This window comes from Rubinisphaera italica (assembly GCF_007859715.1).
Lineage (GTDB): Bacteria > Planctomycetota > Planctomycetia > Planctomycetales > Planctomycetaceae > Rubinisphaera > Rubinisphaera italica.
In genome coordinates this window covers 4,062,878-4,083,052 of record NZ_SJPG01000001.1, presented here as the reverse complement: position 1 = coordinate 4,083,052, position 20,175 = coordinate 4,062,878, and the positions used below count along the sequence as shown (strand labels likewise).

Sequence of the window (20,175 nt, the reverse complement as noted above, 5' to 3'; positions counted from 1 at the left end):
TGTTTTGACGAGCCAGGAATCATGCTTACAGCAATTCGTTGATCAGTCCTATATACCAGAACATCACGCTGAAGATTACGAAGATGATAAAGCCGGCGACAATCACCCAGACTGTCCAGCCGAGGGCTCCTGCGAGAGCATCGAGAGCTCTGCGGGCCTGATCTTCGAATTGCGGGCTGAGCCGATCGAGCATTTCCGGCACTGTTCCAGATGTCTCGCCAACGTGGATCATCTCAATCACATCGCGGGGAAACAGCTCAGATTGCCGAAGAGCTTCCGTTACGGTGTAGCCTTCCTGGATCCAGTACACGATTCGAGGACCTTCTCCGATGAAGGCTCCATTGTTGGTCGCCATCATCGAGGCTTCGATACTTTCATCAATGGGCATTCCTGCATTCTGCGTGAGATGGTAAGCCCAGGCAAAGCGGGCAATCGCAAAAGACCGCATGCAATAGCCGAGGACGGGAACTCGCATCAAAATGCGATCCATATATTTTTGACCGGCGAAGTTCGCGCGAAGAAACTTAAACAGAATAAACGCCCCGGCTGCAGTTCCAAAAACCATTCCCAACCAGATTAATGCACCGGAAGTTCCCGTCAGTCCCCAACCGAGAACATCAATTGCTTCACCACCTTGAGCGTTGGCAATCCAGCCCAGGAGAAAAATGAGGCCGGCAATGACGAAGACGGCCATGATCAATTGCAGAATCGGCCAGGCAATGGCCGAGTAGAAATCTTTTTTCAGACGCAGCAGATTGTCGTAATGATTGGCCAGTCCGGTCAGAATCTCAGGTAAAGCTCCGGTTCGCTCGGCCACATCGACCATGTTGACCATCAATGTCGGAAAAATATCCTGATCTTTCAGTGCGGTTGCAATGTCGGATCCCTTTTGGAGTTCTTCAGCAATCTGCATTGTTGCCCGACGGACTCGAACGTCCGCGGCTTTCTCGCCAGCGATTAAAAACGATTTATGAGCCGAAACCCCGGTTTCGAGGAGCGTACTCAACGAACGGCAAAGCAAAGCGATCGGTCTGAGGGGCAAATTTTCGCCGAACATGGGGCTTGCCGGGTTGAGGATTTATGGTTGAGAGTTGAATGTTGAATGTTCAGCGTAAGATAAAATTTGCCCTTTACAAGCACGAAGCGCAAGCGAGTGTGTTGAAATGCGATTTGACACAATTGCTTACGCTTCATGCTTGTACTAATTAGTCAAACGTATGCTCGCGATTATTTCGACTTCGATTTGCCTTTTTTATTATCTTCAACGGGTTTGAGTTGAGACTTCTTATTCGACGGATTAGCCGCGGCATCCAGAGCCGCCATCTTGTTTTGCAGCCAGCCAGCCTTTTTATCGCCAGCGTCCTGATTCACAGGTTTCTTGAAGTTCTCCGCTTTTTTCTTACTTAGCGTTTCAGCAGTCGTATCATGGAAGTCGAGGATTTTTCGTTCGGCGATTGCCCACATTGAGGACGCAATGAAGTAGATGCACAAACCCGCTGGCACTTTGTAGAACATGAAGCCGATGAAGATCATCATGTAGCCCATCATCTTCTGTTGCAGGGCCTGTTCTTCGTTAGCAGGAGGCGGAGCGAACATCTTCTGCTGGACGATAAACAGGCAGACGGTCAGCATCGGCAGCAGATTGAAGCTGGAACCCAGCCAGGGTAATGCAAATGGCATCGTGAAGAGATGATCGGGAGCGGCCAGGTTGTCGATCCACAGGAACTGAGCCATCCGCAAATCGACCGAAATATACAACGATTGATACAGGCTGATGAAAATCGGAATCTGCAGGATCATCGGCAGACAGCCGGCGAAGAATCCGCTTTCCTTCATCAGATCCATCTGAGCTTTGGCCAGTTTTTCTTTGTCGTTCTCGTATTTCTTTTTGGCTTCCTCAAACTTTGGCTGCAACTCTTTCATCCGCTTAGCAGCCAAGGCGTGCTTGCGAGAGATGGGATACATACAGGCTCGCACCATCACGGTCAGCATGATAATGGCAATGCCGTAGGGAAGCATCAGACTGTTATGAAAGAAGCCGAGAATCGCCATCATGATTTTGACAAGCCAGCCGAACCAGCCATATTCAATCATATCTTCAGCACTGAACGGCTGCAGCAGAGCAATCCGTTTGGGACCGGCAAATAGGGTGTATTCTTGAGTAACAGTTTGCTGAGGCGCAATTTTTACGGGATTGGATTCCAGAGAGAAACTAATCTGGCTGTACTCTTTTTTCGTTCGTTTTTTCAGCAACAACGGCTGAGCGATTTTGATCCAGTTATTCTCTGTCTGATCTTCCTGAGGGGCTAAGAGAGTGGCAAAGTATTGCCCATCGACTCCCAGATATCGTAGAGGAGCCTTGAAGTTTTCAATTTCTCCTGCGGCTGCCTGTTTGGCGATTTCGCTGGCCTGAACCTGTTCGTGCCGGACACCACTGCCGCTATCAAACCCGGCTTGAATGGCCAGATAGCGACGCGTGTTTTCTTCATTCTCAAGCGGAAAGCCGACAGGGCCCTGCAGGTCGTATTGCAATTCGAGAGGTTGATCGCTCAGGTTGGCAAAATCGAGTTTGACGTTGAGCTGATAACCTTTGGAGAACGTATCCCTTTTGGCAGGATCGCCAGGTTCAAACGAGTATGTTTTCCGGAGCAGGAGTTTTCCATCGGGTGAGGGATATTCGAAGGTTACAGAATGATCGGTCAACGATGCATCATCGACTCTCCAGTTGACCGTTTCGAGAGTCTTGCCGTACTCCATGAGCAAATGATCGACGGATCCGCTTTTCATATCGAAGCTGACGCGTGAACTTCCCTCGACAGTTCCGAGTAAATGCAGTGGCTGATTCCGGTCCGTCAGTTCGCGATAGCGGGGATCATTCAACTGCAGTGACAGCACCGCTGCTCCCTGTGAAGTCAAATCGACCTGCATGTAATCTTTCGATTTCAGGTCACTGCTGCCCAGGGTAATCAGACGCGAAGGGAATTCTTCGAGTTTGATTTCCTCGGGTTTAGGATCTGCTTGAGCAGTTGTATCGGAATTGAGTTTCTCTGCGGAACTTGCACCATTCTGAGAGAGGTTCGGATTAGACGGACTGCTTGTTCCGGCAGGGGGGCCGACCTCGTTTTGAGCCTCTTTTTCTTTTTGAGCCGCGATTTGCTGGGCGGCTTTCCGCTTCGTCAATTCCGGAAAGAAAAACGGCAAGCCGTGATTGAACCAGAGGAACATCACGCCCATCGAGAGCAGAAAAAACGTTACCAGACGCCGTTGTTGATCCATCGATCGAAACTCTTCTTCAAAAATAGTATCTGCGAAAATCAATTTCCGCAGTAATCTAACCGTGATAAAGTCTACTGGGGAGAAACATGTCGTGAACTGCGACACTTCGGACATACATCAGCATTACGCCATAAGTCTATGACGGGAGGATATCCACAATCGATGTCCGGAAACCGCAGGTCCTCATACAGCTTATCAGCGACCTTCTCCCAGTCGATCTCCCAAAAAATTATCGAGTTCGGGAATCTGATAAATCTTCTCAGCCGTCTTCTTATAATCGTAAACGACGCGTTGAAAATGAATCGTTCCCTCATCCACGATAACGTAAGATGAGCGGGAATCTCCATTTCTTGGTTGGCCAACTGAGCCAACATTGATCAACGCTTTGTGCTCTCCGAGTTCGTAACGGAAATCAATCTCTTCAGGTGCAAGAAAATTGAGATCATCCGTAAAAACGCCTGGAATATGTGTATGCCCCTGGAAACAATGCCGTTCCACCAGGCTGAAAATCCGTTCCATTTTGCGTTGATGATAAATATCTTCTGGGAAGACATATTCATTTAATGGATTTCGTGCCGAGCCATGCACGAACATATACTTCTCTTCCCGACGTAAACGGGGTAATTCACCCAGGAATTCCCAACGGCGCTCGTTCTTGGACTGATCGCCAATCTCGAGTTGTTTACGCGTCCAGAAAATCGCCCGTTCTGCTCCTGCGTTGAAGCCTTCGGGATCGAACATCGCCGCCTGATCGTGATTGCCAAGGATGGTGACCTGTGCTTTTTCCATCACCAGATCAATACATTCGCCGGGATTGGGACCATATCCAATGATATCTCCCAGGCAATACAATTTCGAAATATCTTTACTGGCGATGTCAGCCAGTACGGCCTGCAACGCTTCGAGATTTCCGTGAATGTCACTGATGATCGCGAACAATGCGTTATTTTCCTACTCGATAATGACTTGCGAAAACGTCCAGTGTATCCAAGACTGTTCATCAGGGTCAATAAACGGACGAAACAATCCCCCATCCTCGCTAGGAATTTCTCGGGAATACAGGGATTCTGCTCTGGTGAGCCGGGTCAATCATGACTCGGGGAGATCCTTTTGTTTACGACTTTCATATTATCACACATCGATATGATCCCAGCAATTTAGAATCACTTTCAACAATGATCGTGGGAATATCTGTGCCATAACTGGCATGGCTCGCCTGATATTCACATGGAAGATTCACACAGTTTCTGCAGGTCCTCAAAATAGTGAGGGTAGGTTTTTGCCGTGCAGTCGGGGTCTTCAATTTGAATGCCTGGCGTCATCAGGCCGATCAGACTGAAGCTCATGGCCATGCGGTGATCGTCGTATGTCTTTATGCTAGAAGGTGTTATGGGGCCGGGGTGAATAGTAAAGCCGTCTGGATGTTCTTCAACGTGGATGCCCAGTCGCTTCAATTCCGTCACGACCGCGGCAACACGATCCGTTTCCTTGATTCGCATATGGGCGACATTCCGCACGTGGGTTGGACCTTCTGCGAACACGGCCACTGCTGCGAGAGTTTGGGCAGTGTCGCTGATCGCATTCATATCGATGTCAATGCCCTGGAGTTTTCGTCCCTGAACAGTGATGGAATTGTCTTCCCAAGTGACTTCGCAGCCCATTTCCTCGAGTACATCGACAAAATGAACATCTCCCTGCATGGCTCTGCGGCTCAAACCCGGGATGGTGACTTTTCCCTTAGTGATGGCAGCTGCCGCGAAGAAATAGCTGGCAGCAGAGGCATCGGGCTCAATCTGATAATCACAGCCCCGATAAACCTGCGGTTTGATATGATACGATTGCAAATCTTCCGTCTGGACATCCACACCAAAGCGTTTCATCACATCGAGTGTCATTTCGATGTAGGGAATCGAAACGAGCTCCCCTTCCACAATGATTTCGAGAGGCCCCTGGGCATAAGGGGCGACCATCAGCAAACCGCTTAAATACTGACTCGACAGTGAACCGGCAATTTTTACGGTTCCACCAGACAGACCTTGCGTTTGGATCTTCACCGGGGGACATCGATTCCCGTTTATGCACGTCGCATCGACATTTAAAGCCTGCAGGGAGTGGATGAGATCCTCAATCGGACGTTCCCGCATCCGCTTATTTCCATCCAGAACATAAGTTCCCGAACCTGTCGCACACATCGCGGTAAGGAAACGAATACTCGTTCCGCTGTTTTCCAACCAGAGATCGGCTTGACTGGCCGGAATTTTCCCGCCACAGCCTTGAATGGTGATTGTATTGTGATCGTCGCGGCTCCAGGAAATGCCCAGTTTCTTCAGGCTCTCCAGCATCACGCGGGTATCATCACTTTCAAGTGTTCCTCGCAGTATGGACTTTCCTTCTGCCATGGCAGCGATAATTAAAGCGCGATTTGTGATACTTTTTGAGCCTGGGGGCGTAATTTCCCCAATGATGGGGCGTTTTACGGGCTGGATTTCGAGTGATTTGAGGTCAGAATTCATAATTGATCGTAATTTCAGGACGAGCTGAGTTGTCTGTGTGTTATTCGTGCTTGTATTTGCAGAACATCATAGAATCCCCATTGCAATGTGGGAAATGAAACCGGTCTTGTCGCCATTGCAACTTTCTGGGAGACTGCCCCAAGATGATACGAACCTCATCTGAGCGGGAAATTTACGGAGAGATTCCGCACATCGTGACAAGGATGTTATGGCTATGACGAAACTGATTTCGCTTTTTGCTGGAATCCTCATCGGAGGGGTTCTGGTCTACACGGGCTTCAATTATCACATTGTGAAGACCGACAAGACAACATACATGATTTCCAAGCAGAAGTCGGAACTGGCTGATGTCTATGTTGATATTCGCGACTGGGACTACCAAACCTGGGCGAAGCATCCGAATCTGGCTCAGGCAATGACAGAAGCTGGTCATGGCGATCTGGTGCAGAGAAGCTTGACGGAAGACGTCCTCGATACGATTTTCCGAAAAATTGGTGGAACTGAACAACGCACGCGAAAATAAGCACAAGTAGAAATTGTTTCAATTAAAATAAGGGTGGCAATGGCTCTGCCAGTGGCACACAACCCAATGGCTATATTGGAATAATACAAGAATGCGTCTTTCATACTAATATTTTGTGTTCATGAAGTTTCAATGCACGATAACGGAGTGCGATACAGTTAAAAGAGACCCAAATCTAAGCCCTGAAAGGGCATTTGCGATTCTCCCCACGAAAGCCCCTCCAGTGCAAATTTCATCCCTCTTTCATGCTGAATGGCCCTTATGTTCTTCCTGCTTGCGCTGGGTTATACTGTGCGTCGTTTGCTGCGGATGCAGTTCCGGGACATTTCGGGCAAATAATGATGACGTTCCTAATCGATACAACATCAAAACCGAAAATGTCGTGCTGCACAGCGATGTCAAACTGGATGAAGACCACGAACTGATTCAGAATCTCAAGCAGGTACGTCGACAAATCGCTGATACACTCGAGTTGAAACTCGGTGAGAAAAAAGTCGAAGTCTACCTGTTTAAGGATGAAGAGACGTATCACAAATTTCTGGCTAATAATTATCCCGGCTTGCCGCCCCGACGAGCTTACTTTGTTGGCACTTCAACCAGTCTTTCCATTTACACCGTCTGGTCTGAACGTATTCTCGTCGACTTACGACACGAATTTACGCACGGTGTGTTGCACGCATCTTTGCCTAAAGTTCCGCTCTGGCTGGATGAAGGACTAGCCGAGTATTTTGAATTGCCAACCGCTCCCGGCATTCCTCGAGCCGACTACCTTGAGGATTTATCGGGACTGATGAAAAATGGCTGGCGTCCCAATTTGCAACGGCTCGAACATCTTGATGAGGTCGGCGAGATGCAGCGTCTCGACTATGCGGAATCTTGGGCCTGGGTGCACTGGATGCTGCATAATAATCCACAAACCCGAAGTGCTTTGATTGAGTACGCCAATAATCCAAGTCAAGCGGTCGGGTTGCCGCTGTCTCGACGCTTACGTCAGTTTCATCCGAATCCCGAGTCGGCTTTAGCTGAGTGGATTGCCGCCGCGAAGTAGAATTCCGAAATTCTTGTGTATCAATTTTACATGATCTAAAAATTTTTACAGGTATAATTTGTGCACAGAGTGCACATGTAAGGTTAGCGAAACGCGTAACCCATTCTACATTTCATTTGAAATACCGTTCCGAACCTCAGATGACCCTAATCAGTTCGCCGGAACCAAAAATTATTGGTTTTCATAATTTGCGCAAGCCTCAAAACGCTGAACCGTTCGTAGCACAGTTTTCTTTTTTCAGGCAGTGTTGTACCTGAAAGATTGATTATTTTTGCTGCAAATTCTGTCCCCTGAGTTCTCCCTCTTTCGCTTAAAGAGTATGAGCAAGTGGTTATCTGTTAAGCCACTTCGCATTTTCAAACTCTCCTTTAAAGACGAAGGAATACGATCATGTCTAAGGTTACTGCACAGAAAACCGGTTCATTGTCTCTGGTTAAAGAAGTCAGCAAATTGCGATCCAGCAAGCAGGCTCCTCAGGGACGCTGCTGCAGCTCTTGTCGAAGCTGTCGCAACTGCCGAACTTGCCGCTCTTGCCGATCTTGCCGTGGCTGCCGCGGTTGCGGATGTCACTGATCTGCAGTACGTGCGAGGAAATTTAACCGACCGAAAACGGATGAGTTTTCGGTCGGTTTTTCACATAATAAAAGCTGGAAATACAAGCACGAAGCGCAAGCGAGTGAGTCAGGTGAACTATGGACTCACTCGCTTGCGCTTCGTGCTTGTAACGACCTGAAAAATTTAAAAGCCGCACGTTCCTGTCTCGTTTAATTTCTCACCTTGATTTTCTCACGAATACGCCACACTATTCATAAGAGAAGGCTCGCATATCGGCCTGAATGAAATAGCAGCCGGAATTGGAGCGGTGAAATATGGTTCAAGTCACAATTGAACAAATCGAGGAACAACCCAAAGCGGACATAGCTTCCAAGCCACGAAAACGTCGCTGGCCTCGTCTGCTGCTGGGAATGTTTGTGGTGCTGTTCGTTGTCCTTGTGGGGATTGCGGCGATGTTGCCGCAGATTTTGTCGACCACGGCAATGAAACAGCAGATCGCAGATGAATTGATGCGCGACTTTGATGGGACTCTGGAAATCGACAATGCGAATCTCGCGTGGTGGAAGCCGGCTCAAGTGAGTGGGCTGACCGTCCGTGATAAGCAGGGAGGAGCCCTGGCAAAAATCGCCTCGGCTGAAGTCAGTACCCCGTTGTGGAAATTGCTCTGGAGTGGACCGGAGTCGCTGGAACTGAAAATCAAAGGGCCGGAACTCTATTATGAGGTGAGTGCCTACGGCGAAACCAACTGGGAGAAAGTTTTCGGAGCGTCTGGCTCCGGGTCCTGGAAGTGGCCGGAATTAAAACATGGTTCTAATCCGATCAATCTCAAAATTGTCGATGGCAAAGTCACCGTCTTCGACCGGGTGACTAATCGCAAGGTTGAAGTCGACAATATCCAGATTCAGTTGCAGAAGTCTGCAAAACTTCTATCTGGTTTATTGACCAGTGAAACAATTCTGACGACAGATAACAAAACTCCTCAGCCTGCTGGCAAAGTCAGTGCAAACTTCCAACTCGCGATGGCGAATAACCAGGTCACTGCTGGAGATGTGCAGGGCCAGATTGAAAAGACGCCATTAGAATTGCTTCAACCCTGGCTGAAGCAATTTGCACCGCATCTGCATCTGGCTGCGTCCAATACAGATGGCCAATTCAATACGAAATGGACGGGGAATTTCCAAGACGGCTTCAAACTCGCATTCGATGGAAAACTTACGGCCCAGGATTTCAAAATGAAATCCAGTGAATGGATTCCCGGCAACGAATTAACGTCATCCAATTTCTCTGGCAGCATCAAGGTCGACAACACACTCCCAACGGCTCCCGGCAAGTTTAATCTCCGCTGCGACATGGCGAATTGCGTTGTCTCTCCCATCGTTGATAAAAAGCCATCTTCCCCTGCTGATACTCCTGAAAGTCCAACTGCAGCAGCAATCGCACCGCTATTGCTGGGAAACGTGGAATTACTCACTGAGGGAACTATTGGAGTCGCCGCTAATAGCATCGAACTGGATTCCTTGACGCTAAAAACCAAACCAGGGCAAATTTCGATGGCGGGAACTATTCTCGACCGCAACACTCGTCCTTTGCTTGATCTGTCCGGCACCGGTCAGGGCAATATCATGCCGTTGCTTCAGCTAGCCGCTCCGAATTTACAGAATGTCATTGATGTCGAGAAACTCTCACTTTCTGAATTTGCAGTGAAAGGACATTTACCAAGAGCAGAAACTAAGGCTGAACCAAAGATCGCGGAGAACTCTCAAACGAAATTGCCAGAACCGGAAACAACGAAAGAGAATTTATTTGAAGAGCAACCTCTTTCAGCAGTAGCCCTGTGGACATGGGATAATCTGGAATGTTATGGCATCGAATCGGAACGAGGCGAATTATGGACAAAATACGCTGAAGATACTCTAAAAATTGTCCCGGTTACTGTTCGTATCGGTGCAGAAGGAAAGTTTGCGGGGGTGTCTCGCATTGAATTTGGAAAGGGAGACCAGCCGAATCGGTATATAATGGAACCGGGCATGGTACTCGAAAATGTAGAATTCACAGAACCGATGTGCCGCAGCTGGTTGAAATATGTCTCTCCTGTTTTTGCAAATGCGACGGAGCTCTCCGGAAAATTCTCACTGGGAATTAAATCGCTGGTGTTCGATATGCAAACAGGTTCTCCTGACAAACTTGAGGGATCGTTACTGGTCCACTCCTGTCGACTCGGTCCCGGGCCGATGATTGTCTCAGCGACTGCTCCCATTTCCGGTATTATGGGACTGGCGGGCGGAAATGCGGACACCAGCTTTCTAAAAGAGGGAGCCAAATGGCTCGAACTGCCTGAGCAAAGCATTCAATTTGCCCGCCGGGGCGAGCGTATCTATCACGATTCACTGACATTCCAGGCAGGGAAGATTGCCGTTGTCAGCAGTGGTTCGGTTGGATTGGATCAAACGCTCGATATCACCCTGACAATTCCTCTCGATTTACTTCCTGAAAAAAACGGGGCATTTGCGCAGTTCCTGCGGAGTCAGCCAGTGGAAATCAAAGTGCAGGGAACGTTCGACAAGCCACAGGTGGTCAGTGCACCCCTCAAGAAATTGGGAGCGGGAGCGGTTGAAGGTCTCTTGAAAGGCTTGCTGAATCGACGAAGAAAAAATCCGTGAGTCTCTCACCCAAAGAATTCTCTAGCAGGTCTATTAAACTTGCAAATCTGTTACGTCAGGGCATAATCAATTCTTATCGCGACTGGGACTTATTCTATTTCCTCCCCGTTCTATCTGTCGCAGAATTATTCTGGTTGCATTTCTTTATTGTTGAATTTCTCTTCTGTCGGACATGAACGTCCTAAAACTTTGCTTTGGTTATGATGTTCGCTCGATGCTTCCGTCATCGAGTTTTAATTCGAAGAACTCGTCAAGGAGAAAGAAATGCGCTCACTAATCCTGTCAATGATGCTCGCTGCTGGTTTATTGATAATCAATCAGTCGAATCACATTCAGGCTGATCCTCCGAACAAGGGTAAGGAAACAACTCAAGAGAAACCTGCGAAATTGGAATCGAAAAATTCATCTCGCGATGCCGTTCAACTGAAGTTGATGAAAGCCTTGAACGAAAAGCATGATTTTCAGTTTGTTGAAGTTCCACTCGAAGAGGTGGCCCATTATTTGAGTGATTTGTTGAGCATTCCTGTCGTTCTCGATGCCCGTAGCCTGGATGATGAAGGATATAGATTTGACATGCCGGTATCATTTACAGGTGAGCAGATTACGACACGTTCGATGCTGCATCATCTTTTCAAACAGAGCTATCTAGATCTCGGCTGGACCACTCGGAATGAAAGTCTCGTCATTGGCAGTCATTGGGAAATGGAAGAAAGCCAGGTGACGCAACTTTATCCGGTCAACGATTTTGTCCCTCATACTCCGCCTGCAACTGCTGGAGAGTTATCTCCGTTTGGTAGGGATGATGACGTCGGTGATGATATGGGTGGCTTCGGTATGGAAACCGAGTCAACTGCGGATGAAGGTCGTTATGACGACATGGAACATTTGATCCAGGTCCTGCAATATCCTTCCAATCATTGTTGGAGTAATGAAGATGGCGAAGGGGGAGCAATTTCTCCTCTAGAATTTCAATGGGGAAATTTGATTTCGGTTAAGCACAATCTGCAGGCTCAGCAGGAAGTTACTGTTCTGCTGGAAACTTTAAGGATGATTGACAGTGCCAATCAGGTGAATAAAACAGGCTCGCAGCCAGTAGATTCTATTGCACAATTAGCAATGGAGTATCAGGAGATTGTCGAGAGTGCTCGAACCAAGCATGAGGAAGCATTGAAACAGAAGATTTCACTGGAATTTTTAGAGACACCATTGAATGAAGTCATCCGATTTCTTTCCGAAACTACAAAAATTCCTTTCCAGCTTGATATTGTTGCATTGGAAGATGAGGGTATCGCTCCAGGCAATCCCATGACATTTGCTTGTCAAGACATCTCGCTGCAGTCAGCTCTCAAGCTGCTGTTCTCTTCCACTGGTGATTCTCTCGATTACGTCCTCGATTATGAAGTATTGACAGTAACGACAGAGATTGCGGCAGAAGAAATGATGCGAGTTCAGGTTTACGATGTCTCTGATTTGATTGCTCAGAATGAAATTCCCGCCACTCTTCTGCCCGAATATTCGAGCGGAGTTTATGGAGGCTCTAGTTTTGGTTACGGATCAGATTTCAATGGTGGCTTTGGTGGGACCAGTCCCAATATGCCTCAGCAAGGTAGTGGGGGAGGGTTATTTCAGCTCATAGATCCAAAAATGAAACCAGCTTCCGATACATCGGAAGCGTTGATGCCTTCCGAGGTCGTCATGCTGAATCAGTTTGATGACGGAATGGCGGGAACTGGTGGTTTTGGCGGAAACTATGCTGTGACCAACTGGTTTGAAGATGCCATCATGAAGTCCACGCCCGGCCCGTGGGAATTAAACGATGGCACCGGGGGAGCAGTCATTTTCCATCAAACCCATAATGCCCGCGTGCTGATTGTTCGTCAAACGCGAAGAAACCACGAAGCCGTGACTGAATTTTTGACATCATTACGAGAACTCAAGAGTAATTGAAAATACTCCTATCTCTGGTGTGGCTGGAGTCGTGGCACAGCGTAGCCCCCCAGAATTCTAGATCCACAACTTTATCTAACTTTCTGCATTTCAATTTTTTTTTGATTTCTCAAGGAAGATTCTTCCAGTTGCTTCGTTTCCTTATTTGAAGCGGAAAATCAAATCAAAATTAATGAGATACAGGAGTCGGAGCGATGAAAAAGTTGATTGGGGTTGGGATCGGAGCGGCTCTGTTGTTTGCCGTCGTCGGGTTTTCTTTTGCTGAGATCAGCGAATACACCCAGGTGGTTCGCAATCGGGTGCATAACGGAGTTAAAGAAGCGATTCCGATGTCTGTCGAAATCGATCGACTCGAAGTCCTGCTTGGAAAACTTAACCAGCAGGTCGCTTCCCAGAAATATCTGGTCGCCAAGGCGAACATCAGTCTGCAGGATGCTGAGTTGGAACAGGAACGTCAGGAATCAAAAAGTAATAACCTGCTGACCGAGATGAAACATCTGCGAGGTTGGTTGGATGCCAGTGAATATGCGACGATTAAAGTTGGTTGTCAGAAGGTGAATAAAGACGATATCGGCCAGGCTTTGCGACACAAGCTGGCTGCCTGGAAAGAATCGACCGCAACAACCGAGGCTTGTGCTGAGGCGGTTTCTGCTCAGAAACAAGCAGTCGTAGCTCTAAACAAGCAGTTCACGGAATGGCAAAATCAGCGGAAATTGCTCGGACATCGACTCGAAAAACTGAAAGCTCAGGCGGTCGCTCAACAACTGAAGCAGCGAACAACTTTGCCGGAGCTTGATCAATCAGATCTGGCTCGTGCGAATGAACTCGCTGACGAAATCGAAAAAGAAATTCGGATTGCCGAAGCTCAGGAAGCATTAGGAACCGATCCTCTGGATCAATTACTCGACGAAGAACTTACGGAAGATACGGCTTCCCTCGAAGCGGAAATCGATGCGATATTGGGTAAGAAAACGCTGGTCAGCAGCGAAGGATAAGTCCCTGGAATCTACTCGAATCTACAATAATTAGAGCCGCTGAAATTGCCTGGAGTTGGCAATTTCAGCGGCTTTCTTCGTATTTAGACAATCAAATTAACCGTGAATTACACCATCGCTTCCTGATTGATGCTGCGGGCAATCTCAGTCAGTTTCTTATCGGCAGATTCTTCTTTATCAATATTCTGCTTGAGGAGTTTCAGGGCATTCTTGTTACCCAGCTTATCGGCCCAGTTGCAGAGGGTGCCGTAGATGGCGATTTCGTAATGCTCCACCATTTGAGCACAGGCAATCATCACCGCATCTTTGATATCCGCATCAGCCAGGTTATCGAGAGACATGCTTTCATCTCCTGTCAGAGGGGTAGGGATTGTGTAATTGGTATAAGAATGAAGCTTTTGTGCCATCTCTTAAATGCATTTTGGAGATCATGTTACAGAGGGTATTGAAGAGAAATTGCTTGATTGAAACTCATAATACTCTGTGAATGCTGCTTAGCCATCCTCCAGTTTGATCGAATGGCTACCAATATGACTCTAATTTCGAGCGGATTAGAGGAGATTAAATGTTCCCGAGACTAATGGCACACACTTTGCATATTCAATTCATTACAAGCGTATCAAATTCACACGACCCAGATAATTATTTAATGCAGGAGCAAATCATGGCTTTGGAAACGAAACACAACCTCAAAGAAGAGACTGTCGAGAAAATTCAAAAACTGATTCGGGCGAACATCGATTCTTATGATGGATTCCGCGAAGCGTCTGAAGAGATTGATGATAAGAATCTCTCAGCATTGTTCAGTCAAATTGCACACGATCGTTCCAGTCTGGCGACTGAACTGCAGAACTATGTGGAATGGAATGGTGAAGAAGCTGAGGACGATGGTTCGGTGGCAGCCAGCGTGCATCGCACTTGGATTGACATTCGTGGCAAGCTGAACGGCGGCGATGCCTACGTCATCCTGATTGAAGCCGAGCGTGGAGAAGATCACATCAAAGAAGCTTATGAAGATGTGTTGAAAGAGACCGCTGGCAGTGCCTTGAATGATGTGCTGACTGAGCAATATTCGATCGTTAAAGCTGGACACGATAAAATTCGTGATCTGCGAGATCGATATAAAAATAAGTAAGAGAGAGAGCGGTTCAAGGAGGATTCCATGAGACAGGTTGTCGTTGACACAAGGTTGCATTGTAGATTTTCAACTCTTGAGAAAAGCGATATCAACGATCTTGCTCATCATCCTCATTCTGTTATTGCTGGGAGCAATCCCGGCTTGGCCACATAGTCGAAACTGGGGTTATGCCCCAGTGGCGGCGTTGGTCTGGTTGTTTTAATTGTAGTGATTCTTGTTGTGCTGGGGCGAATTTAAGATCACCGGTATGCTGCAAGAATGTACTCGAAATTGAAAGGGTCCAGGCCCAACAAAAATGGGGCGATCTGACGGACGACGATCTGGATAAAATCGATGGTCGCCGTGAAGAAGTGGTCGGAGTCATTCAGGAACGATACGGCAAAGACAAAGAAGAAGCCGAGCGGGAAGTTCAAGAATTCGAATCGTCCTGCAACTGCTAAAGAGAAGTCGTCTCTCGTCTGCAGGCCCGGAGAAATTCGAGCCTGCTTTCTTTACGAAGGGAAAAGCGATGTTGATACCAATATTCAGTCTGGTTGCAAGTGCTTCGTTGTTTGCATTTGTTTCAATGAATTCAATGTAAATACGTATTACTCGCAAATCTGAGGGCTCCGTTCCGCTTCGACCCCAGTCACCCTCGATTATACAAAAAGTAAAAACACGACAGAACCAGACATCACAGATAAAAAACATCTGTGTAAATCCGTGTGCATCCGTGGTTTAAAAATCAATTAACGGCGCACTACATTATCACTTCCCAATGAAGCTGGCGGCTTTTCGCCAGACGCGGAAGGCTTGGTAGCAGGCATTGTCGCAAAGGCGATTCGTACCGGGGACTGCTGGATTGCATCCCAGTTTACGGAAGCCGGAGTTCATGCGGTACAACGCACGTCGGCGATCGAGATCGGGGGTGCGGAAGGTGATGCTGAATGAGATGGAGACATCATCTGCATTTTCAACCCAGTGCGGGAAAGTGACCGGGAAATGCAGGGCCTGGCCCGGTTTGAGGCGGTAGGTCCAGCAGCGTTCTTTGTTCTCTTCGCTGATGACGAGGTTTCGTCCGCGATCACAGTAAAAATCTTCGAGCTCGCGGGGGTTCAGCAATGTGGGATCGTTGCCGTCATACAGACGAACGATTTTTTCGCCGCGAATCTGCAGCAGAAAATTATGTTCGGGATCGATGTGATAGGGCGTGACAGAGCCGGGTGAAGTGATAAAAGCGAACGCGTGAGGCTTCATCATGCCGGGAGCGATTTTCTCGGTCAGCGGAGCGACCTGAGCCAGGCATTCATCGAGCAACTGCTTATATTCGGGATCCTGCTCAATGTACTTCATGACTAACCAGGATTTGCATTCGGCGATCCGGCGAATGGTCTCATCAGCGGAGAGGCCGTTCATCGGGGTTTCAGCATGGGAGATCGAAACAGGCAACTGGCCGGCATTATATTCGATTTGATCCGCAGGAAGTTTCTGTGCCAGTTCGAGCAGACGTTCGACGTTAAACAATGGATGATCGCACAAATCGTGGGAAATGAGGAACGGTCGTTTCGAAAAACAGTGCTCGAACTCTTCCTGATTCCAGGAGAGCCATTCGCCGGGTTTGGAATTAGTTTTGACTTCAGTCGCAGGTCGTGTTTGAACGGCATCGATCATCGGACGCTTCTTCCTCTTAAAAATAATCATTACAGGCGATGCCTGAGGAAATTGATTTGTTGAGATATAGGGTGGCGGGGGCGCTCTCGAAGAGAAGCCCCCGAATCGTTGAATTTCCGGGGGCTTCCGCTAAAGCGGAGCGCCCCCGCCACCCCAGGTTAAATTTATTTATTCGGCAACGATATGGCTTCACAGTAGTATCAAGATTGTCGGTTTAACATCCGCTTTAAATAGCGCTTGATTGAACGGAGCATTGGTCGTGTGCTGCAGTACATTTCTCCCAGAAACCGGCCCGTCGGGATATAAATGCTTTGCATACCAATTCGATACTGCCAGAGTCTGTTGATCATCGGATGAGCTTCGGACGCACAGGAGTCCATCCACTCCAGTTGAGTCTGGTTGTGAAAGTATTCGATGTTTTCGAGTTCCAGCAGGACGCCGGGAGAGAACTTGGAGTACTGCTCATCAAATGCAATTTTCCAGGAGTAGCTGCCTTCGCCCGAAGACAAATTGCACTTCACAGCTATCGGCTCGTTATTCAGAAACAGGCCCAGCATTTGAAGTTTCCCCAGCTCCATCGCGTTAGATGTGACGTCTAGAAAGAATTGGGTAGCCCGATCATCCTGAGCGATTGCAGTGCCGTTTTTCCCTTTCCAGCTCGTACTTTCCAGGTTCAGATAACTGTTTTGCCAGTAGTGAAGTTGTCCGGTATTCTGCAGGATGCGAAACTCAACCTGCCCTTTTTCATTCAGACGTCGTCGCCGACGTTGCATGTCGCGTCGATAATGACCGCGCCCCGTAAAGTAGTCGTTCAAATCCTGTTTGCGTCTCAGAATGGCTCGCGTCGATTGCTCGACATTGCAGGGCAACAAATTCCGCTGATTGAGAGCCGACGTCAACGCATGTTGAAAAGGACCTTCTGACTGTGTGCGTTCAAATTGCATAATTGGAATCCGTGCAATTTGGGTCCATTTTAAAAATGCATGCATCGCTTCTTCTGCAAACTCGGAATGCAGCAATGGCAGCGAAAGGTAGAGATAATTATCCGTGATCAGCTTCCAGCAGGCTTGCGGAAAACATCGCAACTGTGTTTGTTCGAGCGGGAAGAAACCGCAGAGGATGTCGGGATCGGTGATGCGTTTGTTTTTCTGGTAGACGAGTATGAACCGGCATTGTTTTTCAGAGTGAAGATGTCCGATCGCTGGCAATAAAAACCAGGGTTCGTAAAAGACATTCTTGACAACAGCATTCGTACACAGGGCAGACCAGTCTACGCGATAAGCGGCTAAATTTTCGAGAGAATCGACCACTTCGATCCACATCGACTCATCAAGCGGAATCCGCGATGTAAAAGGGCGTGTTGATTCATGAGACTGTGAGCCAGTCTTGTTCGATTTTGCAACGTATTCCTGCGTCGTGGCCGGCATGGAAATCATTTCAGGTGTGAATTCGAGGGATGTCCTCTGAAATCTACGTCGCAGAATTGAGTTGTCAAAACCAGGAATGGCTGAGATTACTTATGCAGGGAGTCAATGGAGATGGGAATGTCACATCATTCTGGTCATGATGAATATAATGACTGAATGGATCGGAAAGGCTGCGTCGATTTTCAACGACCTACGATCTGTTTCCCGGTCTGAATCAAAAAATCTTGAGGTTATTCGTGAGCCGAAATCCCTGCCTGAATTTAGTAATCGCTTTTAGCATTCTGATACAATCTGCAGCAAGTTCGTCGGCTCAGGACGAGAATCCATTTTTGCCGGAGTATATTCAGGAAATCGGCTGGCCTTCTGTACGTGGTGTGAATCATGATGCCTACTCTGCAGAGATTCATCTCGCGGACAGTTGGCCGGTAGAAGGTCCACCCGTGTTGTGGGTGAGAGATCTCGGGCAGGGTTACTCCGCGTTTGTGGCGGAGGAAGATCGTGTTTATACACAGGCTCAATCGTTGCATGGGCAGTATGTGTATTGTCTGAATGCACGGACTGGAAAGACAATCTGGAGTTATCGATACGACTGGCCTTATGAAATTGCTGGCGTCTATCCCGGACCTCGGGCAACGCCAACTTTGGCGCAAGGACGAGTGTTATTCGCAAGTCCAGCAGGGGGGATTGGATGTCTGGATGCGAAGTCGGGAAAGAAACTCTGGTCGCGAAATGTCATCGAAGAATTTAAAGGAGAAGGAGGGACCGGGTTCGGCTATTCCAGTTCGCCGACGGTTGTCGATGATTTAGTCCTGCTGCCCGTTGGAGGTGCAGGGGCGAGTCTGGTCGCACTCAACATTGATGATGGGCGGACAGTGTGGGCTGCTGGTGATGAGCCGGGGAGTTATAGCCCAGTCATGCCGATTGACCGCAATGGTCGACAACTGGTTGTCGGGTATCTGGAAAATGCTCTGGTGATTCACGATCTGAAAACTGGCGAGTTGCTCATCAATATGGAACTGTCGCATGGGTACGACGAGCATTCGGCCTGGCCGCTTTATCGGGAACCCTACCTGTGGATTGCTGCTCCGTTTCAGGCGGGATCACAACTCCTTGAAATTCCAGAGGATTTCTCGGGACAGCCAACTCTGAAAACCGTGTGGCGTTCGAAAACTCTTTCGAACGATGTTCTGTCGAGTGTATTTGTCGATGGTGCTATTTATGGATTCGATATTTTCGATCCCCAATCCAAAACGCAACGACCATCGCGAGGGAAATTTCGTTGTGTTGATTTTCTGACAGGAGAAGAACTCTGGGGGCAGGGTTCGGGAAAGCCTCAGCGTTCGAACAATGATATCTCCGAGGAAATTGGACAGTCAGGAATTGTTGTGGCAGTTGGCAAGCTCATCCTGTTGAATGAGCGTGGCGAGTTGATTTTGCTCAGACCGTCTCGGGAGAATTGTGAAATTCTTGACCGATGCGATGTCCTAACGGGAGAACTGACCTGGACGCCGCCTATTTTGCATCGTGGTTGTATCTATGTACGGAATCAAACACGAGCGGCCTGCATATATGTGGGTGAACCTGAGTTGCTGGGAAAAGGGCAGAAGCGGATGAGTCTCGATGAGATTCCGCAGACTCAATACTCAAACTGGTCGGAAAAAGTGATTCCCGTAGAGCCGGAGTTTGCGTTTGATCTTCCCTCGAACGAGTGGTTGTGGAACTGGTATTTCTGGTCGCTCGGCTTATTGATGGGAAGTTTATTTCTGGCAGTCATCCCAGCCTGGCTGGCATTGCCGGGTCGACGCTGGTTGACCTGGATTATCTGCTATCGATTTCTGGCATTGACGCTGGGAGCATTGGGAACGACCTGGTTGAGTTTCTGGACTCAGGAGTTTGTGTTTACCTGGCCGTTGTGTTTGTTCGTGTCTTTTGAACCGGTTCTTTCCAACGTCAGTTTTTCTCGGCAGAAGTCCAAATCGTTCTGGAGAGATCGACTCCCCGTGATCGGTTTTGTTGCAGTCTCAATCGTTTACTACTGGCTGTGTAAACGATTGAGCCTGGTCTTTGAATGGGCCTTTCTGGCAGGTCCAATTCTGGCAATACCGATCGGATTGTGGGAGTGGAGAGTCAAACAGAATTTGGTGGTACGAGTGATGTTGATCGTGTTCCTGAAATTGTTGACCTTCAGCTGTTTTTGGGGAAGTGGCGTGTTGGTGTTCTGGCTGCGGTATTAATGAAGACGAATTTGAACCGCGGATGGCCGCAGATAAACGCGGAATTGTAAACGACATGTTACACACATTTCGTCAGGCATTGTATGATCGACTGGTCTGTGACGAATCGCGTGGAAATTGTCTGAGGCTACAACTTCCCTCGACCAGTTCGCCTTGGTTTCCTATTCTAGTCCTGATTTCCTATTCTTTCAGTGGAAACTGCCTAAGCT

15 protein-coding genes and 1 pseudogene are annotated in these 20,175 nt (G+C 48.1%); 9 read left to right on the top strand and 7 right to left on the bottom strand.

From position 1 onward, the window contains the following. Nucleotides 1-25 precede the first annotated feature (25 nt). The 4 genes from Pan54_RS15275 to aroA all read right to left on the bottom strand — a co-directional run bounded on the left by Pan54_RS15275 (nucleotide 26) and on the right by aroA (nucleotide 5,789). On the bottom strand, nucleotides 26-1,057 hold the full coding sequence (locus tag Pan54_RS15275) for a type II secretion system F family protein (RefSeq protein ID WP_146504300.1): 1,032 nt from the start codon (nucleotides 1,055-1,057) through the stop codon (nucleotides 26-28). A gap of 170 nt (nucleotides 1,058-1,227) precedes the next feature. Continuing rightward, entirely contained in the window at nucleotides 1,228-3,276 is a 2,049-nt protein-coding gene (gene yidC / locus Pan54_RS15270; RefSeq protein WP_165441795.1) for a membrane protein insertase YidC, read from the bottom strand. Between the two features lie 195 nt (nucleotides 3,277-3,471). Next, nucleotides 3,472-4,215: a metallophosphoesterase family protein gene (locus Pan54_RS15265; RefSeq protein ID WP_146504298.1), complete on the bottom strand. Its 744-nt coding sequence runs from the start codon at nucleotides 4,213-4,215 to the stop codon at nucleotides 3,472-3,474. A 284-nt stretch (nucleotides 4,216-4,499) separates the two neighbouring features. Continuing rightward, the gene (gene aroA, locus Pan54_RS15260; protein WP_146504297.1) at nucleotides 4,500-5,789 is read right to left on the bottom strand and encodes a 3-phosphoshikimate 1-carboxyvinyltransferase; all 1,290 of its coding nucleotides are present in this window, start codon (nucleotides 5,787-5,789) and stop codon (nucleotides 4,500-4,502) included. A gap of 214 nt (nucleotides 5,790-6,003) precedes the next feature. On the opposite strand from aroA, the gene Pan54_RS15255 reads away from it, so the two are divergent. The 5 genes from Pan54_RS15255 to Pan54_RS15235 all read left to right on the top strand — a co-directional run bounded on the left by Pan54_RS15255 (nucleotide 6,004) and on the right by Pan54_RS15235 (nucleotide 13,517). Next, nucleotides 6,004-6,312 (top strand): hypothetical protein, encoded by a 309-nt coding sequence (locus tag Pan54_RS15255; protein WP_146504296.1) that lies wholly within the window; start codon nucleotides 6,004-6,006, stop codon nucleotides 6,310-6,312. Nucleotides 6,313-6,586: 274 nt separating this feature from the next. Next, nucleotides 6,587-7,360: a hypothetical protein gene (locus Pan54_RS15250; protein WP_146504295.1), complete on the top strand. Its 774-nt coding sequence runs from the start codon at nucleotides 6,587-6,589 to the stop codon at nucleotides 7,358-7,360. Nucleotides 7,361-8,229: 869 nt separating this feature from the next. Further along, nucleotides 8,230-10,575, top strand: a complete 2,346-nt coding sequence (locus Pan54_RS15245; RefSeq protein WP_146504294.1) for a DUF748 domain-containing protein — start codon at nucleotides 8,230-8,232, stop codon at nucleotides 10,573-10,575. A 264-nt stretch (nucleotides 10,576-10,839) separates the two neighbouring features. Next, nucleotides 10,840-12,522 carry a hypothetical protein gene (locus Pan54_RS15240; protein WP_146504293.1) on the top strand — a complete coding sequence of 561 codons (1,683 nt, stop codon included), beginning with the start codon at nucleotides 10,840-10,842 and terminating at the stop codon, nucleotides 12,520-12,522. Between the two features lie 194 nt (nucleotides 12,523-12,716). Continuing rightward, complete coding sequence (locus tag Pan54_RS15235; protein WP_146504292.1) at nucleotides 12,717-13,517, top strand: hypothetical protein; 801 nt, start codon at nucleotides 12,717-12,719, stop codon at nucleotides 13,515-13,517. A gap of 107 nt (nucleotides 13,518-13,624) precedes the next feature. Here the strand turns inward: Pan54_RS15235 and Pan54_RS15230 are convergent, their stop codons facing one another. Beyond that, nucleotides 13,625-13,858 carry a YciE/YciF ferroxidase family protein gene (locus Pan54_RS15230; RefSeq protein ID WP_165441794.1) on the bottom strand — a complete coding sequence of 78 codons (234 nt, stop codon included), beginning with the start codon at nucleotides 13,856-13,858 and terminating at the stop codon, nucleotides 13,625-13,627. A gap of 323 nt (nucleotides 13,859-14,181) precedes the next feature. Here Pan54_RS15230 and Pan54_RS15225 point away from each other — a divergent pair, with 323 nt between their 5' ends. The 3 genes and pseudogenes from Pan54_RS15225 to Pan54_RS26670 all read left to right on the top strand — a co-directional run bounded on the left by Pan54_RS15225 (nucleotide 14,182) and on the right by Pan54_RS26670 (nucleotide 15,095). Beyond that, nucleotides 14,182-14,652 (top strand): PA2169 family four-helix-bundle protein, encoded by a 471-nt coding sequence (locus tag Pan54_RS15225; RefSeq protein WP_146504290.1) that lies wholly within the window; start codon nucleotides 14,182-14,184, stop codon nucleotides 14,650-14,652. Nucleotides 14,653-14,740: 88 nt separating this feature from the next. Then, a pseudogene (locus tag Pan54_RS26825) lies at nucleotides 14,741-14,892 on the top strand (DUF3309 family protein). A 32-nt stretch (nucleotides 14,893-14,924) separates the two neighbouring features. Next, complete coding sequence (locus Pan54_RS26670) at nucleotides 14,925-15,095, top strand: CsbD family protein (RefSeq protein ID WP_146506459.1); 171 nt, start codon at nucleotides 14,925-14,927, stop codon at nucleotides 15,093-15,095. 307 nt (nucleotides 15,096-15,402) lie between these two features. On the opposite strand, the gene Pan54_RS15210 is transcribed toward Pan54_RS26670, so the two are convergent. Then, nucleotides 15,403-16,305: a cupin-like domain-containing protein gene (locus Pan54_RS15210; RefSeq protein ID WP_146504289.1), complete on the bottom strand. Its 903-nt coding sequence runs from the start codon at nucleotides 16,303-16,305 to the stop codon at nucleotides 15,403-15,405. Between the two features lie 200 nt (nucleotides 16,306-16,505). Continuing rightward, the gene (locus Pan54_RS15205; protein ID WP_165441793.1) at nucleotides 16,506-17,732 is read right to left on the bottom strand and encodes a GNAT family N-acetyltransferase; all 1,227 of its coding nucleotides are present in this window, start codon (nucleotides 17,730-17,732) and stop codon (nucleotides 16,506-16,508) included. Between the two features lie 236 nt (nucleotides 17,733-17,968). Here Pan54_RS15205 and Pan54_RS15200 point away from each other — a divergent pair, with 236 nt between their 5' ends. Next, nucleotides 17,969-19,966, top strand: a complete 1,998-nt coding sequence (locus tag Pan54_RS15200; RefSeq protein ID WP_165441792.1) for a PQQ-binding-like beta-propeller repeat protein — start codon at nucleotides 17,969-17,971, stop codon at nucleotides 19,964-19,966. Nucleotides 19,967-20,175 lie beyond the last annotated feature (209 nt).